Below are 14,965 nucleotides of genomic sequence, written 5' to 3' on the forward strand. Positions count from 1 at the left end.
AACGTGTGCACGATAAGGGCCCAGGGCACGCTCCTGAGCCCGTCAATAATGATATCGGCAGGATGCGATTAATAAAACGCCTCCACTGACGGCATAAAGCAGCCGACGTTCTGCCGTCATTCTGCGTGATCAGAAACCTGCAAGATGAGGCTTTAACGGCTCTGGTTTTCCCTTGCCTTCAATCGGCGTCCTGCTGGCATCTTTAAGCAGCGCGTTGATCGTTTTGACGGTTTTTTTATCCGTATCCTGCCAGTAGAGATAATCTTCCCAGGCTTCTGCAGACCAGGTCCGTTTCACTCGATAATATCCCTGTCAGTGCCATTACCGCGTTGACTGTCGCATTTCGCCACGGTAGAACCCAGGCATCGCCGCCGTGCAGCAGCCAGCCATCGGGCTGCTGAATCGTAGTACCGGCGTGACCAGGCGTATGGCCCGACAGCGGCACCAGCAGACTCTACGGCGGCAGGTCACGCAGGCGATTAACCGCCTCAAAACCAAACGACCTCTCTCCCCGCGGCTGCCTGGTCTCTCAGTTGCTGATTCCGCCCCATTGTCCGGGGCGGTAGCGCTTACGTGACAGCCAGCTATGACGCTGGGGGGATCTACCTTCTGCTGCAACAGATGGAGGCGTGCCTGTGGAAAATCGGTCAATCCGCCAGCGTGATCAAAATCGAGAGGCATCAGAATAATTTGTCGCACATCCTCAGCCCGGAAACCCAGCGCTTTAATCTGTGACAACGCGGTGAGATCGTTCCGGTTCTGAATGTTGTTTAAGGCGCGGAAAAAGCCGGACAGACGACTACCGGGCGCATGAGTATCCTGGCGACCAAAGCCGGTATCCACCAGCACCAGACCGTCGCGGTCCGTTTCAATCAGCAGACAGTGACAAACCAGATGCGCCTTCAGGCCCTTACTGAATCCATCACAGAACGCGCCGCCCAGCGAGCACATACAGCCACAGTTAAGGTGGTGAATTTTCGTCGGGCCTCCATAGGGTCAACAGCAAAATTTCTGAGAGGCAACGGCCTGTCCGGCGCACAGCATGTCAGCATGGCTATGGAGTGTAGTGAGGGTTTGAACAACAGGCGGAGCGGTGAAGCGGATAACCGGGCAAAATTCACGGTTATCCACCCGAAAGCCGAAGATTAACGGTGGAACAGCGGGAAAGCACCGGTCAGCAGACCGCCCGCCATCAATACCAGACTAACCAGAATACCCCACTTGATGGCAAAACGCTGGTGGTCGCCGATGTCGACCTTTGCCAGACCCACCAGCAGGTAGACTGACGGCACCAGCGGACTCAGCAGGTGGAATGGCTGACCGACGATGGAAGCGCGGGCAATCTCTTCAGCGGTAATGCCGTAGCTGGCCGCCGTCTGAGCGATAACCGGCAGAATGCCGAAGTAAAACGCATCATTCGACATAAAAAAGGTGAATGGCAGGCTGACCAGCGCGGTAAATACCGCCAGGTAAGGCCCGAAGCTGTGCGGGATCACCGCCAGCAGGCTCTTCGCCATTGCATCAACCATGCCAGTACCGGAGAGGATACCGGTGAAAATACCGGCGGCAAAAATCAGCGACGTTACCGCCAGCACGTTACCGGCATGGGAGCTAATGCGTGCTTTCTGCTCCTCCAGGGTCGGATAGTTGAGCATTACCGCAATCGCAAAGGCCAGCATAAACAGGATCTGGATTGGCAGTAAACCAATCACCAGCAGCACCAGCAGCACGGTGGTCAGAATGAAATTAGGCCAGAACCTCTTCGGACGGCGATTAGCCGCACACTCCTCAGCATCGCCCAGACCCAGCTCAATGTTGTCGATGTGGTGATCTTTCATGGTCATCACACCTAATCGCTTACGCTCACGCAGGCCAAACAGTAGTGCCATCGCCACCAGGCTGACGCAGGCCAGCAGCATGGCGGGGAGCATGGGAATAAAGATGTCGAGGGCGTCAATGCGCAGTGCCGCTGCGGCGCGGGCGGTCGGGCCACCCCAGGGTGAGAGGTTCATGATGCCGCTGGCGAGATTAACCAGACACGTCATCATCAGTACGTTCATACCCAGCCGGTGATAGAGCGGCAGGAACGCAGCAATGGCGATCATGTAAGTGGTAGAGCTGTCACCATCCAGTGAGACCAGCAGGGTCAGCACCGCCGTGCCGACCAGCACTTTGAGAGGATCTCCGCGCACCAGCCGGAGAATAAAGCGCACCAGCGGGTCAAACAGTCCGGCATCGATCATCAGACCGAAATAGAGAATGGAGAAGGTCAGCATCACGCCGGTAGGGGCCAGCGTTTTGACGCCATCCAGCATCATAGTGCCCAGGCCCTGGTAAAAACCGCCAATCAGCGCAAACAGGGTTGGTATCAGAATCAGCGCAATCAAGGCTGACATACGTTTGGTCATGATGAGAGTCATGAAGCAAACAACCATGGAAAAACCCAGTATCGTCAGCAAAATAACAGCCCTCGCAATGGCGTAAAAGTAATGAAACGGTTACATAAAACCCGAAAATTTCAGGTAATTAGTTAGCGTGGTAACGATTAACCTGTTGTTTTAATTAACCCTGAACAGAAGGATGATATTAAATTGTTATCAGGATTTAGCATTTCTTTAACAAGGAAGGGTGATCGCGATCATCTTTAAACGGTTCTTAAATGAGATTGTGTGACTAAGATCAATCGGCGCATAAGGGGAACCGGCCATGTCGGACTCGCAATGGCCTTCATCAGAGGCATTGCGCAGGTGCCGTGCTAAGAAGGGAAGCGGCTAAGGCAGGTTGCTCAGCCGGTTAAACGCGTGTGCTATTTAACAGCTGGATAATCAGCTCAGGAATCTTATTTGCCATCTTGCTGACGGCAGCCTGTCCCTGCTGAATAATCGGGCTGGCGTCTTCAACGTACTCTGCATTCTGTATGCGGCTGCGGTATCAACGCGCTGTTGCAATGACACATTGCGGTTGGATTCGTCACGGTTGATCTTTGCGCCAGCGATCGACTGATAACCGCTGATCTCCTCCAGCACGCTATCGGGCGCCTTCATATAGAGACATCGCCCCTGTCATCCGCTTGATGGTGTGCAGCCCCCGGCGTTTTGGTAGCCGAGGGCCTGGCGGGAATGCTATCGGAGTGTAACGGCTGACCCTCATCTGCGCGGGTGTTCACGTCCAGATGGGCACGCTCATTGGGCGGCGTTGCAGAGACCCTGTTGGATTCCGGCAGCTTCCCCGGTCAGATTATCGGTTCAGCCAGAAAGGAAGGGGCCTGCTGCGCACGGGCGCAGCAGGCGAAGAGAGATCAGTTAAACACCATGCCGCCGTCAATCAGCAATGACTGGCCAGTCATGTAATCGGAATCGGGGCTGGCGAGGTAGGCGACGCAGGCTGCCACATCTTCCGGTTCGGAAAGACGTCCCAGCGTAATGCGTTTTGCAAATTCCTGGGTGCCGTAACCGGCGGGCTTTCCGGCTGCTTCAGAGACCTGGCGATCGATCTCTTCCCACATTGGCGTTCTGACAATGCCGGGGCAAAAGGCGTTAACTGTGATACCGGCAGGTGCCAGATCGCGTGCGGCGGTCTGGGTCAGGCCGCGCACCGCAAACTTGCTGGAGCTGTAAACCGCCAGCTCCGGATTACCGACGTGACCCGCCTGCGAGCAGGCATTGATGATTTTGCCGCCGTGACCTTCTGCAGCAAACGCTTTGATCGCGGCCTGCATGCCCCAGATCACCCCTTTGACGTTGACGTTGTAGACCTTATCGACCACCGCTTCGGTGATCTCAGCAATCGGCGTGGAGGGCGCAATACCGGCGTTATTGACGATAACGTCAAAACCACCCAGTGTGCGACGCGCCTCTTCCACGGCGGCCAGAACCTGATCGCGTTGCGAGACATCAACTTTCAACGCAATCGCTTTTCCGCCCTGTTGATTGATCTTCTCTGCGACCTGGCGGGCGGTCTCCTGATTGAAGTCGGCCACCGCAACGGCCAGCCCATCTTTCGCCAGACGCAGGGCGATCGCTTCACCAATGCCCTGGCCTGCGCCGGTCACAAATGCCACTCTGTTTTTCATCATGATTTCCTTTTTACGTGAAATTAAAGAAGCTGGCTCAGATGCAGCTGACCCATCAGCAGCGGGTTGTCAGCATAGTCAACCGGCACAGCCACGACCGCAGGTCCCTGAACATCCATCGCTTTACGCAGCGTCGGCTCCAGTTCGGCCGCGCTGGTCACCGCAAAGCCCGCTGCCCCGAACGCTTCGGCGTAGGCTTTGAAATCGACCGGGCCAAAATTGACGCCCGAGACGCGGTGATATTTTTTCTCTTCCTGCATCGCTACCATGTTGTAGGCGTTATCGACCCAGATGATGTGCAGAATATTGGCTTTTAGCCGCACGGCAGTTTCCAGCTCCATGCTGGATTGCAGGAAGCCGCCATCGCCCGATACCGACACCACTTTGCGCTGCGGATCGACCAGCCAGGCCCCAATCGCCCACGGCAGCGCCACACCCATGGTCTGCTGACCGTTGGAGATCATGATCTGGCGGGCGCGGAAGCTGTAGAGATAACGGGCGATCCAGATGTGAAAACTACCCATATCGACGGTGAGGCTGACGTCGCTGTTAATGATGTCCTGCATAGCACGCACAATGCGCAGCGGATGCAGGGCAAACTGGTTGAGACTGGCACCCTGCATCGCCAGTAATTTTCGCTGCTGCTGGCGATCTTCAAGAATAGTGGCGGCTTCTGACGTCAACTGCAGCGGAGCCGTAATGCGCGCTGCCAGTTTACGCACTGTGGCAGCGATATCGCCCACCAGTTCTGCGTCAGGCAGATAGCGGTTGTCGGTCTCAGCGGGTATCACGTCGATATGAATCAGGGTGGCGTTGCCGCTGTTCCACATTGCCGGTTCATATTCCACCGGGCTGTAGCCGATGGTGATGATCAGGTCTGCCTGTTGCAGCAGCCGGTCACCCGCCTGGTTGCTAAACAGCCCGACACGCCCGGCGAAACGTGAGAAGTGGTCCTGTCTGACCGCCCCCGCTGCCTGATAAGTGCTGGTTACCGGAATGTGACTGCGGGTCAGCAACTCATGAATCGCTTCGCTGTTCTCCGTCTGGCTCGCCATTAATCCCAGCAGAATAACCGGATTTTTAGCCCTGGCGATGGCCTGGCTGACGGTGTCGATCATCGCATCGGGCGCTGCACCCAGCACAGGGCGGCCTCTACTGCTCAGGGCCTTTCCTGTCACTGGCTGGTCCACGATATCCTGTGGCAGGCTGATAAAGGCACCCCCGCCCCGGCCATGCTCAGCGTGGCGAAACGCATTTGACAGGCATTCAGAGAGTGCAGAGGGATCGGTCACCTCAACCGCATATTTGGTGATTGGGCGAAACATTGAAACCGTGTCCATGCTCTGATGAACCTGCTTAGCGCTGTCGGAGCGCTTCACCTGGCCGCCGATCGCTACCACCGGGTCGCCTTCGCTGGTGGCAGTGGCCATGCCGGTAATCAGGTTGGAGCAGCCTGGCCCGGAAGTGACCAGCGCTACGCCCGCATTGCCGGTGAGACGGCCCACTGCGGCCGCCATAAATGCGGCGTTGGCTTCGTGGCGAACCGGGATGGTCTGGATAGATGAATCCAGCAGGGAGTCAAAGACCTTATCGATCTTTGCGCCAGGAATACCAAAGACCTGGCGGACGCCCTGCGCCTCAAGTTGCGCCACCACCAGGTCAGCGCCACAGGTCCAGAGCGTAGTATCGGTTGGAGTTTTCATCGTTATTCCTCTGATTAGCTTTCTACCGCACGAATCGCGGCGTCAAGGTTGGCGGGGTTCAGGTCGGCATTGAGAAAGTCGCTGTCCTGTGGTAGATCCACGATCAGCTTGCTGATGGCACCAAAGGTCAGGGTGCCCTGTTCCAGCGCATAGTCGAGGATATGGCCGCCGCCTTCGCGGTCGTCGGTAATGAAATGTTCGTGATAGCCAGCAACGTTGATGCCCTGCATATACTGCGGCGTGCGGAACCCAATCAGTTCCCCCGCGCGCTGGCTGAAAGTAAAGGTTGGCTGATCGCCCAGCACCTCCGGCATTGAGCGATAGGGACGGCACTGGCACGGTACGGTGCGGGTTTCGACGCGGCTGAAGCGACCACTGATGCGCAACGCGCAGAATTGGTTGTCGGAGGTTATTTCGCTGTCGATCACCTGATGGATCGCCTCTCGCGACATTGGCCGGTCAAATTCATAAAGATGCTGCGGTTTGAAAAAGGTCATCACCGCAAAAGGCGTTTTCTGAACCGGATCTGCCGGATGCGCGCTGCCATCTGAGTGCAGTTGATAGACCTGGCTGTCAAATGCGATCATCTCGCCATCCAGCCGATTAAAGGTGCCCAGGCCAAAATCGCCTTTACGCAACAGGTCGGCAATACGCACATTGCCATCATAGACGCCGCTTAGCAGCGCACTCATTAAAGAGGTCTGATAGATAACACTTTCTGGTGCATCTTGAGAAAGTGTTAGGACAGTATGTTTTAGTTGATCCTCGCAGGAACAATCAGTTACACAATTGCTCATTTGATGCCTCATAGGTTAACCGTTAAGCCGTGTTAAACTAATGTTGAACCGATTCAATCGCTGAGTCCAATAGCTAAACCTGTTAACTTTGAGACGTTTTTGATATGGAATTGCGCCATCTGCGTTATTTTGTTGCCGTTGCCGAGACGCTTCACTTCACCCGTGCCGCCGAAATGCTGGGGATATCGCAGCCGCCACTGAGTCAGCAGATATTGCGGCTGGAGCAGGAGATTGGCACACCCTTACTCAAGCGGCTGACGCGCGGGGTTGAGCTCACGGAAGCGGGTGAAGCCTTTCTGACGGATGCGTTGCAGATTGTGCAACTGGCCGACCAGGCGTTGGAGAACGCGCGTGGCATTGCTCGCGGGATCAGCGGCCAGCTGTCGCTGGGATTTGCCAGCTCGGTGGCGTTTAACCCGCGCATCTTTACGCTGATCCGCCAGTTTAGCGAACGTTATCCGGCGATGGAGCTGCTGACGCGCGAAGAGAACATGGCGTTGCTGATGCAGGATTTGCAGGAGGGATTACTGGATGCTGCTTTTATCCGCCTGCCATGCGAAAGCAGTAAGGCATTTAATATGCGCGTCATCTCCACCGAAAAGATGCTGATTGCGCTGCCGCGCTGTCATCCTCTCAGCGGCACACCCACCGTGGCGTTATCCGCGCTGGCGGGCGAAACCCTGGTGATCTTTCCACGCGACGTTTCGCCGAGCCTGTATGAGTTGATTGTTACTGCCTGTCTGCGGGCCGGCTTTTCGCGCCATACCTTCCAGCAGGCTCCCCAAATCAGCACGTCGCTGGGCATGGTCGCGGCGGGCTGTGGGATTGCGCTGGTGCCGGAGTCGATGCGCTGTGTCGATAACCCCGAAGTGAGCTTTTGTGATATCGAAAACAACACGTTGTTTACCGACGTTGCTTTTGCCTGGCGTCGGCTTCACCCGTCAAAAGCGGTGCTGCATCTGCTGGCGCTGCTGGCGGAACAGCCTGCGGCACCAGGCGAAGCGGATTGATAAGCGCCAGCTATTGAACTGAAAACAATTACCAACTGGCGGCCCGCGACCGGTATGCCAATAATCGGTGCATGACAACATACCGCGTAAGAGTCGGGTTTCATAACCCGTCAGCCCTGACATTCAGGCAACTGGATGAAATTCTGGAGCCGCAGCGATTCTGGAGAACAGATTCGGCAGGCAGCCAGTTCCGCTATTTCATGGAGTACGAGTACCAGTCTGATGTGCGCGACCTCTGTTCGGTCTGTTCGCTGGCCTACAGTCAGGCCTGCAAAGTCAGAAAGTGCCCACTGATTCTGGTCGAGGTGATGAATTGATCGCTTCTGGCGACCCAGCGGCTCTTCGCGCTGGATTCGCCGGGCGTTGTTTTAGCGTAAACTGTGCTGCATCAACAAACTTAATGCGCCGGGCAGCACCGCCAGTGTCACCAGTCTATCGCTGACCAGGCCGACAATAATCGCCAGCGCCACCGGCCCCCAGAAACCTGATGGGGCGATGGCGATTATGCCGAGGGGGGATGCAGGAGAGCTGCTGACCTTCAGTGGTGTCCGGTCGTCAGGTCGCAGCAGTTCAGGTGTTGTCAGGTCAAACACTGCAAAGCGTGCATCACCTGCCGCCAGCGTCATCACGTTTTGTTGGGTGCTGATCACCTGACCTGGCTGAATTACGCCGACAGCGACCGGGCAAAACGAAGCGCCATCAGCAGCCTAAAGGGGATGGTTAGCACTACCGTCATGGTTTGCGACGGATAGACAAGGCAAACCACCCTCAATCCGCACTGTTGGCAACCGGGTAAAGTCGGGGCAGATAATGTCTTGGCTGATGAGCGCCAATGTGAGCCGATAAAGCCGGCATTCTCTCTGTGGAGTGTTCGTTTACGGCCGGTTAGAAGGCGTTAAAAGGGTTAAAAAAGCGTCGAATGTCGGTCTGAATGCGCCATTTTGATGTCAACTTAACCTCACCTGTGTGAGTTGACTGATTTGGGTCACTTTAGTGCTTCTTTAAATAAGCTGAATTATAATGTCTGAAATAAACGCAAATTCAGTGATTTCTTAATGATTTACATTATCGATGACCAGGTCACCTACAATTCAGCTGATTGTACGCTGAGTCATATTCCTACCCAGGAAACCCTGAGTTTGAGTATTTCATCTGGTCGGCTGTTTGAGCAGTTACTGAATTCCCAGGGAGAAATACTGGCGCGCGAAACCTTGCTGACAGAAGTCTGGGATAAGTATGGCCTGCGCGGATCAAACAGTAATCTGAATCAGTATCTGAGTATGCTGCGCAGGGCGCTCGCGGCTTATGGCTGTGATAATCTGATTATCACCATTCCGAAAATTGGCATACGACTGAATACTGAAGTCAAAATTGAACGCGAATCCAACCCGGCTTTGGATGTGACAGAGGTTCAGAACGGGGGAGAGCCTGCGAAGAGTCGTGTTGCCGGCCAGGATAGCCAGGCTATACGCCCCGACCCTGCCAGGGTGGAGAAGGTTCTCAAAAAATCTGTCCTCCACTTCAGTCAAGCCATAGTCGGCATTATCATGCTGATGTTTTTGGGAAGCGCTTTCTGGTATTTCACTGCCGATGAGTCTGCTGATAAGAATCCCTCTACGAGTACCATTAAACTGCAAGGCGGCTGCGAGGCGGTGATTGTTCAGGGACTGGATGTTGTTGAGCAAAAGTCACTGGATAAGCAAATTCTTGAAATTCTTAAAGAGAATAATCAATCCTGTGTGCCGGGACGACGCATCTATTTCGATAAGAATACTTCATTCACAACCACTGGTTACGGCCGAACTATTATTTCCGCATGTAACCTAAACAGCAATGGACATATCGTTTCCTGCGACAACTTCTATTATCTTGACTGGAGAAGGTTTTGAAACGTTATACCACTCTCATGCTGACGATAACACTGGCTGTGCTACTGCTGGCATTTTTCGCAGGAATTAACTATTTCAAGCCACAGACTAACGATCTGCCTTTCCGCTGCTCGGCTTTCAGCCGCTACGATCTTAGCCGTCATGATGATAAAAAAATTGAGTTTGATGTTTCCCAGGATCTACGTTTTATTGATCCTCACTCAGGCTATCTGCTACTAAATGGGCAGGTTACTTATGGTGATAAGGTTACAACGCTTAATCGACGCATTGCGCTGAGCGCAGGAAATAAAATAGATAGTGACACTTATCGCTATAAAATAAGAACAATTATTACCTCAACAAACGATTCGACGCCGGATGACGTGTTTAATCTGCTGCTGACTGAGATTACGCTCGATCCTGGTTATCTGCAGCTGGATGTTAATCAGGTCGATAAAAATACATATCTGATCGGCGGGCCGCTCTCTTATCTTTTCACCTGTCAGCGTTACTAAACTGAGCGACGTATAGCTAAAATGTAAACCGGAAGCGCAAATGCGCTTCCGGTATGCTTTATTGCGCACTGAAGACAGAGTGGGTCTTACAGGGTACGGAAACTTTTTAGGATATCTGAAAAAAGCTGAATATCTGCGGAGGTGATGGGTGCCGCTTTAGACAGAGAGAAAATCAAGAGATCTTCCATATTAAGCGTGAATATCGCCTGTTTCTGGTAAAGACGAAGATTATCTGGTCGCAGGAAATCATAAGTAATCATAATACCGGTAGTCAGGTTATTACCCAGAACCACTGGCTGATGGACTTCCTGTTGCCAGTCTTTCATTTGCTTTTGCAGAATAGCGAGTTGGCTAAGAATATACTCTTCCGGATTATTATGATCGCCTAGCTTATCACGAGAGAGGGTAATTGGCGGCAGAGTTGAGCGCATATCTGTCAGCGTATTCAGTGTTCGCTCACAGTAACCTTGCGGCAAAGTAATCATGCCTTCAGTGAAGCGGCAAGTCGTCTTATCCATGGGTAATCTCCGTGTCTATGTGGGTGGCTGTCTGGCCAAATAACTGCTCTGCCGTAACTTCGCTGAGCGTTCCGTTATTTAACAGGACGATTTTGTCGGCACTTCGGATAGTTTCCGGACGGTGTGCAATGATGATTCGGGTTATCTTCATATACTTAATGGCGTTGTTGATCTGTGCTTCGTTGTAAATATCAAGATGACTGGTTGCCTCGTCCAGTACCAGAATTTGCGGTTCGCGATACAAGGCGCGCGCCAGCAGAATACGTTGCAGTTGACCACCCGATAAAAACGATCCCATATCACCGACCAGGCTTTGATAATTCATCGGCATTTTCATGATATCGCCATGAATCTGCGCCAGGCGGGCCACGCGGGTTATTTTGGCGTGATCAGGCTCGTTATCGAAGAAGCTGATGTTCTCGCTGATTGAGCCTGAAAAGAGAATATCGTCCTGCATTACGCAGCCGATGCGATTACGATGGCGTTCGAGTCCGGTCTGGGTGATGTCCATACCCCCTACAGTGATCGTGCCGCCTTCCGGGTGCAACAGGCCAAGAATGATTTTGGCCATAGTGGTTTTTCCCTGGCCGGATGGCCCAACAATTGCGAGGCTCTCACCCGCTTTTATCTCCAGATTCGCACCATCGATAACCCAGGGCTCAGTCGGCGCATAGCGGAAACGGGTCTCGATCAGTTTGATATCCTGCGGTGTTTCTGGCTCCTGGTCGCTTGCTTTACTCACCAGACCTGCATTGGCCTCAGAACTGGCTTCAGTGTCAGACAGTACAATATCGGCCAGACGTTCACCATGCATGCGCAGCATACGGAAATCGATGATGGCGTTAATTAAGCCGGCACCACGACTCATAAACTGATCGGAAAAACTGATAAAGGCGGTCAGCATCCCGGCAGAGAAGTTGCCATCCAGTACCTGCAGTGCAGCCAGCCAGACCAGTACCACCCGACCCACTGAAGTTAGCAATCCCTGAGCCGAACCAAACAGGATATTGAGCTTCTGTATCACAATGCCTTTATTAGTGGTGTCCACCAGAAAGTTCATGTAGGCCGAGAGGCGAGGAACCTGCTTGTTATTGGTTTTCACCGCCTGGATACCGCGCAGCGTCTCAAGCAGAGAAGACTGGGTACGGGCCGAGCTGATGATCTGCTCTTCATTAGCGCGGCGAACCGGATCGTAGGCCATGAAACGCAGTAGTGCATAGGCGACAAAAAGACCAATGACCAGCCAGGCCAACTTTGCGTTATAGATGAAAAGCATCACTACTGTGACGATTGACATTACCCCGTCCAGCACGGTGCTGATGAAACGGGAAGTCAGCGTGCTCTGAATGGTATTAAGCGAACCATAACGAGAGAGAATGTCACCTACATGGCGTGATTCGAACCATTCCAGCGGCAGCTTTAACATATGGTGGCAGACGTTTATGGTCCACTGCACACTGAGCTGGCTGGAAAACCAGCTCATTACCCATGAACGCAGGGCTGTGATGAGGGTCTGAAACAGCGCGATCATGATAAAGCCCACACCGAGCAACGACAGCAGGGAGTAATCAGCAGAGACCAGCACCATATCCATAACCCATTGCATGAAGAAGGGGGTCAGGACACCGAACAACTCCAGTGCAATCGAAAGGATGAGCACCTGAGCAAAGGCAGACTTTACGCCGGTTACACTGCCCACCAGCTTCATCATGGAAATGCTTTCTTTTTCTTCTTTCATTTCGAAGGTGGAAGAAGGAACCAGTTCCAGCGCGACACCGGTGAAAGCTGTCGACGCCTCTTTAAATGTCAGTTCTCGAATTCCGCGCGCGGGATCGTGAAGGGTGATCTTATTGCCGTGTACTTTCTTTAAAACCACAAAGTGGTTCAGTTCCCAGTGCAAAATGCAGGGCATGCGAAGTTTGGACAGCTCTTCCATTTCCACACGCAGTGCGCGTGAAGTCATACTGAGCTGTTGCGCTATAGCGATGACATCAGCCAGTGTCGCGCCTTTAAGTGATGTAGCGAACTGGCGACGTAACGTGATCATGTCGATCTCGTGACCGTGATAATTAGCCACCATGCCAAGACAAGCCAGCCCGCACTCCGCTGACTGTGACTGACGAATCATCGGCAAGCGGTTAAACCATTTAAAATTGAGTTTCTCTAATAACAACACAGAACAGACCTTCTAAATCAGAGAGAAATTTTGTGTCCCAGCGCGAAAATCGGCTCCAGTACCCATTCATAGAGACGACGTTTGTCGACAATAAAGTCGGCATCCAGCGCCATACCTGGCTTCAGTTTTTCATCCTGCGAATAAGCAGCAATGGTTTGTTTTTCCAGAGAGACCAGCACCCGATACTGCTGCTCCTGAACATTGTTTTTTCCGGTTAAGGTAGAGACTTCCTGAGGAGAGAGGGCGGTTCGTGAGACCTCGATCACTTTGCCATATTGCTGACCAAACTTTTGGTATGGGAAGGCTTTGTAGCGCAGCACAACACGCTGACCTGGCTGGATAAAGCCAATGGATTGCGTGTTCACCATGATGCGGGCAACCAGATCGGAATTGTTGGGCAGAATCGCTACTGCCGACTGGCCCGCGTTCAGCATCTGACCATTTTTAACCATGATCATGCCGACATAACCGCTCTTTGGCGCACGCAGCTCAAAGGATCTGCGCGCTTCATTCTCTGCCATTGACTGACGGTTATCAGCCAGTTGCCGTTCGATGTCGTTGCGTTTTTTCTCATCATCCAGTGGCTTTTCATGAAGTTGCTGCTCTGCCTGGACAATTTTTTGCGATGTATCCAGCAGCTGACGCTGGTACTCCTGATAGCGTGCCTGACTGTCGAGCAGATTAGATTCCTGCTCTTCCAGTTGACGATTTGAGGCGTACCCCTCCTGATGCATGGCATTCAGTTTATCCAGCTGTCGTTTCGCTAATGCCACCTGTTTGCGACGATGTGTCAGCTGTAGTTTCAACTGCTCCTGCTGGAGTATCAGGCTGGCGATGGTGTCGGTTAACCCTTTCATTTCGACGTCATGTAATCTGGCCAGCGTCTGAAGATCCTGCTGAAGTCGTTCCCGTTGACCCACCAGATTCTCGGCGATGACCTGGCGCGTCTGTCCCATTTGTGTTGAAACTTCCGATGACAACACCATAAGAACATCGTCTTTTTTGACAAGCTGTCCTTCTTTAACCGGGATATCCACGACTGTTGCGCTCACGGGAGGAGGAACGATCAACATGCCATTTTCAGGCAGCAGTTCGCCGGTAGAGGATTCATATTTTGTGTAGCTGCCAAAAATGAAAAAGAGGGTCGTAACGGCAGTAATAAAAATCACCACAGAAATAACAAGCCAGCGATAGGGCGGACAATAAAGTGCTACGATGCCCAGGTTACCCCGGTTAGCGGCATCAAGTGCCTCCTGGCGGAAGAGTGATTGTTCCATTTATAAGTTCATCATGATTAAGGGATTATCGGCACTGAAAAAATTTCAGCATGTCGAGTGATAACGATCCGGTGCTTTGCGCCAGGTTAATTAAAGCGTTGAGATAACCTAAGCGAGCTTCGGCCTGGTCTTTGAGCGCGGTGTAGTATTTTTGCTGGGCATCCAGTTCATCGTTAACGGTGCGAAAGCCCATTTCACGGCCATACTGGACCGACATCACTTTTTCACGTGCTGAGTCAACAGCGTTCTTTTGAGCACTGAGTAAGGCTTTGCCATTGGTCAGGCTAAGCCAGGCCGAACGCGTTTCGGTTGCCGCTTTACGCTGAGCTTCCATTGCGGAGTATTTTGCCGCCTGACGACGGTAAGCCGCTTCAAAAGATTGTGAAACCTGACTGCCACCGGCAAACAGCGGAACAGAAACGTTTACGCCATACTGCAGGTTATTACTCTTCGAGTTCGTCCCGAAGATTGCGTCGTAAAGGATATTGTTGTCGTTGTCGTTACGGCTCCAGTTTTTGCCATATCGGGCATAGAGGGAAACTACCGGCATATGCGCGCCGTCAGCCGCCAGGACATCTGCGTCTGCCTGATTATTCTGAAACAGAGCAATCTTGATATCAGTGTTGCGTTGCTGGCTGGCATTAATTGCATCGGTCAGTGAAGAATAGGGTGAGGCTTTAAGACACTGGAAATTCACTGGTTCAACGATGTCAGGACTGATACCGGATAAACGCCGAAATGCTTCGCCTGCCAGCAATAACTGATTGCCCGCCTCTATTTCTTTAGCCTGTGCCAGCGCGTAATTAGCTTTTGCCTCATCCAGCTCCGTGCGGGTATTCTGACCATTGGCTAATCCGGTCTGAAGTTTTTGCTGTTGTTGCTTAAAATTATGGCTGGCGGCTTTTGCTGCCTGCAACACTTCCTGCTGGTAAAGCACGGTAAAATAGGCGTTGCTGAGGGCGTTTAATAATTTTTCTTCAGCCTGTTTTGCCTGCGCCTCAGCAGTATTGGCAATAGCAACACCTTTAC

At 52.8% G+C, this 14,965-nt stretch carries 14 protein-coding genes and 1 pseudogene; 4 read left to right on the forward strand and 11 right to left on the reverse strand.

Annotation, left to right across the window (positions count from 1 at the left end):
• Nucleotides 1-42 precede the first annotated feature (42 nt).
• From WFO64_RS19605 to budA, 6 genes and pseudogenes are all read right to left on the reverse strand, one after another.
• Nucleotides 43-297 (reverse strand): annotated as a pseudogene (locus WFO64_RS19605) (Txe/YoeB family addiction module toxin).
• Nucleotides 298-321: 24 nt separating this feature from the next.
• The gene (locus tag WFO64_RS19610) at nt 322-951 is read right to left on the reverse strand and encodes an MBL fold metallo-hydrolase (protein ID WP_337013702.1); all 630 of its coding nucleotides are present in this window, start codon (nt 949-951) and stop codon (nt 322-324) included.
• A 194-nt stretch (nt 952-1,145) separates the two neighbouring features.
• The gene (locus WFO64_RS19615) at nt 1,146-2,459 is read right to left on the reverse strand and encodes a CitMHS family transporter (protein ID WP_337013703.1); all 1,314 of its coding nucleotides are present in this window, start codon (nt 2,457-2,459) and stop codon (nt 1,146-1,148) included.
• Between the two features lie 839 nt (nt 2,460-3,298).
• On the reverse strand, nt 3,299-4,072 hold the full coding sequence (locus WFO64_RS19620) for a (S)-acetoin forming diacetyl reductase (protein ID WP_337013720.1): 774 nt from the start codon (nt 4,070-4,072) through the stop codon (nt 3,299-3,301).
• Nucleotides 4,073-4,095: 23 nt separating this feature from the next.
• On the reverse strand, nt 4,096-5,775 hold the full coding sequence (gene alsS, locus WFO64_RS19625; RefSeq protein ID WP_337013704.1) for an acetolactate synthase AlsS: 1,680 nt from the start codon (nt 5,773-5,775) through the stop codon (nt 4,096-4,098).
• 14 nt (nt 5,776-5,789) lie between these two features.
• Nucleotides 5,790-6,572, reverse strand: a complete 783-nt coding sequence (budA, locus tag WFO64_RS19630; protein WP_337013705.1) for an acetolactate decarboxylase — start codon at nt 6,570-6,572, stop codon at nt 5,790-5,792.
• 104 nt (nt 6,573-6,676) lie between these two features.
• Here budA and WFO64_RS19635 point away from each other — a divergent pair, with 104 nt between their 5' ends.
• Together WFO64_RS19635 and WFO64_RS19640 are read left to right on the forward strand one after the other, a co-directional pair.
• Nucleotides 6,677-7,582 carry a LysR family transcriptional regulator gene (locus tag WFO64_RS19635; protein ID WP_337013706.1) on the forward strand — a complete coding sequence of 302 codons (906 nt, stop codon included), beginning with the start codon at nt 6,677-6,679 and terminating at the stop codon, nt 7,580-7,582.
• A gap of 71 nt (nt 7,583-7,653) precedes the next feature.
• Nucleotides 7,654-7,899, forward strand: coding sequence for a hypothetical protein (locus WFO64_RS19640; protein ID WP_337013707.1), 246 nt, complete (start codon nt 7,654-7,656; stop codon nt 7,897-7,899).
• A 51-nt stretch (nt 7,900-7,950) separates the two neighbouring features.
• On the opposite strand, the gene WFO64_RS19645 is transcribed toward WFO64_RS19640, so the two are convergent.
• The gene (locus WFO64_RS19645) at nt 7,951-8,232 is read right to left on the reverse strand and encodes a hypothetical protein (protein ID WP_337013708.1); all 282 of its coding nucleotides are present in this window, start codon (nt 8,230-8,232) and stop codon (nt 7,951-7,953) included.
• Between the two features lie 405 nt (nt 8,233-8,637).
• Here WFO64_RS19645 and WFO64_RS19650 point away from each other — a divergent pair, with 405 nt between their 5' ends.
• Nucleotides 8,638-9,471: a winged helix-turn-helix domain-containing protein gene (locus WFO64_RS19650; protein ID WP_337013709.1), complete on the forward strand. Its 834-nt coding sequence runs from the start codon at nt 8,638-8,640 to the stop codon at nt 9,469-9,471.
• Nucleotides 9,468-9,965 carry a FidL-like protein gene (locus WFO64_RS19655; protein WP_337013710.1) on the forward strand — a complete coding sequence of 166 codons (498 nt, stop codon included), beginning with the start codon at nt 9,468-9,470 and terminating at the stop codon, nt 9,963-9,965. Before WFO64_RS19650 ends, WFO64_RS19655 begins: the two co-directional genes overlap by 4 nt.
• Before the next feature lie 86 nt (nt 9,966-10,051).
• Here WFO64_RS19655 and WFO64_RS19660 read toward each other — a convergent pair whose 3' ends face one another.
• From WFO64_RS19660 to WFO64_RS19675, 4 genes are all read right to left on the reverse strand, one after another.
• The gene (locus WFO64_RS19660) at nt 10,052-10,483 is read right to left on the reverse strand and encodes a DcrB-related protein (protein WP_337013711.1); all 432 of its coding nucleotides are present in this window, start codon (nt 10,481-10,483) and stop codon (nt 10,052-10,054) included.
• Nucleotides 10,476-12,659: a peptidase domain-containing ABC transporter gene (locus tag WFO64_RS19665; RefSeq protein ID WP_337013712.1), complete on the reverse strand. Its 2,184-nt coding sequence runs from the start codon at nt 12,657-12,659 to the stop codon at nt 10,476-10,478. The genes WFO64_RS19660 and WFO64_RS19665 overlap by 8 nt, the downstream gene beginning before the upstream one ends.
• Nucleotides 12,660-12,676: 17 nt before the next feature.
• Nucleotides 12,677-13,936: an HlyD family secretion protein gene (locus tag WFO64_RS19670; protein ID WP_337013713.1), complete on the reverse strand. Its 1,260-nt coding sequence runs from the start codon at nt 13,934-13,936 to the stop codon at nt 12,677-12,679.
• 25 nt (nt 13,937-13,961) lie between these two features.
• Nucleotides 13,962-14,965: TolC family protein (locus WFO64_RS19675; protein ID WP_337013714.1), on the reverse strand; the 1,004-nt coding region annotated here is incomplete at its 5' end.

It is taken from the genome of Pantoea sp. AS142 (genome assembly GCF_037152305.1).
Lineage (GTDB): Bacteria > Pseudomonadota > Gammaproteobacteria > Enterobacterales > Enterobacteriaceae > Pantoea.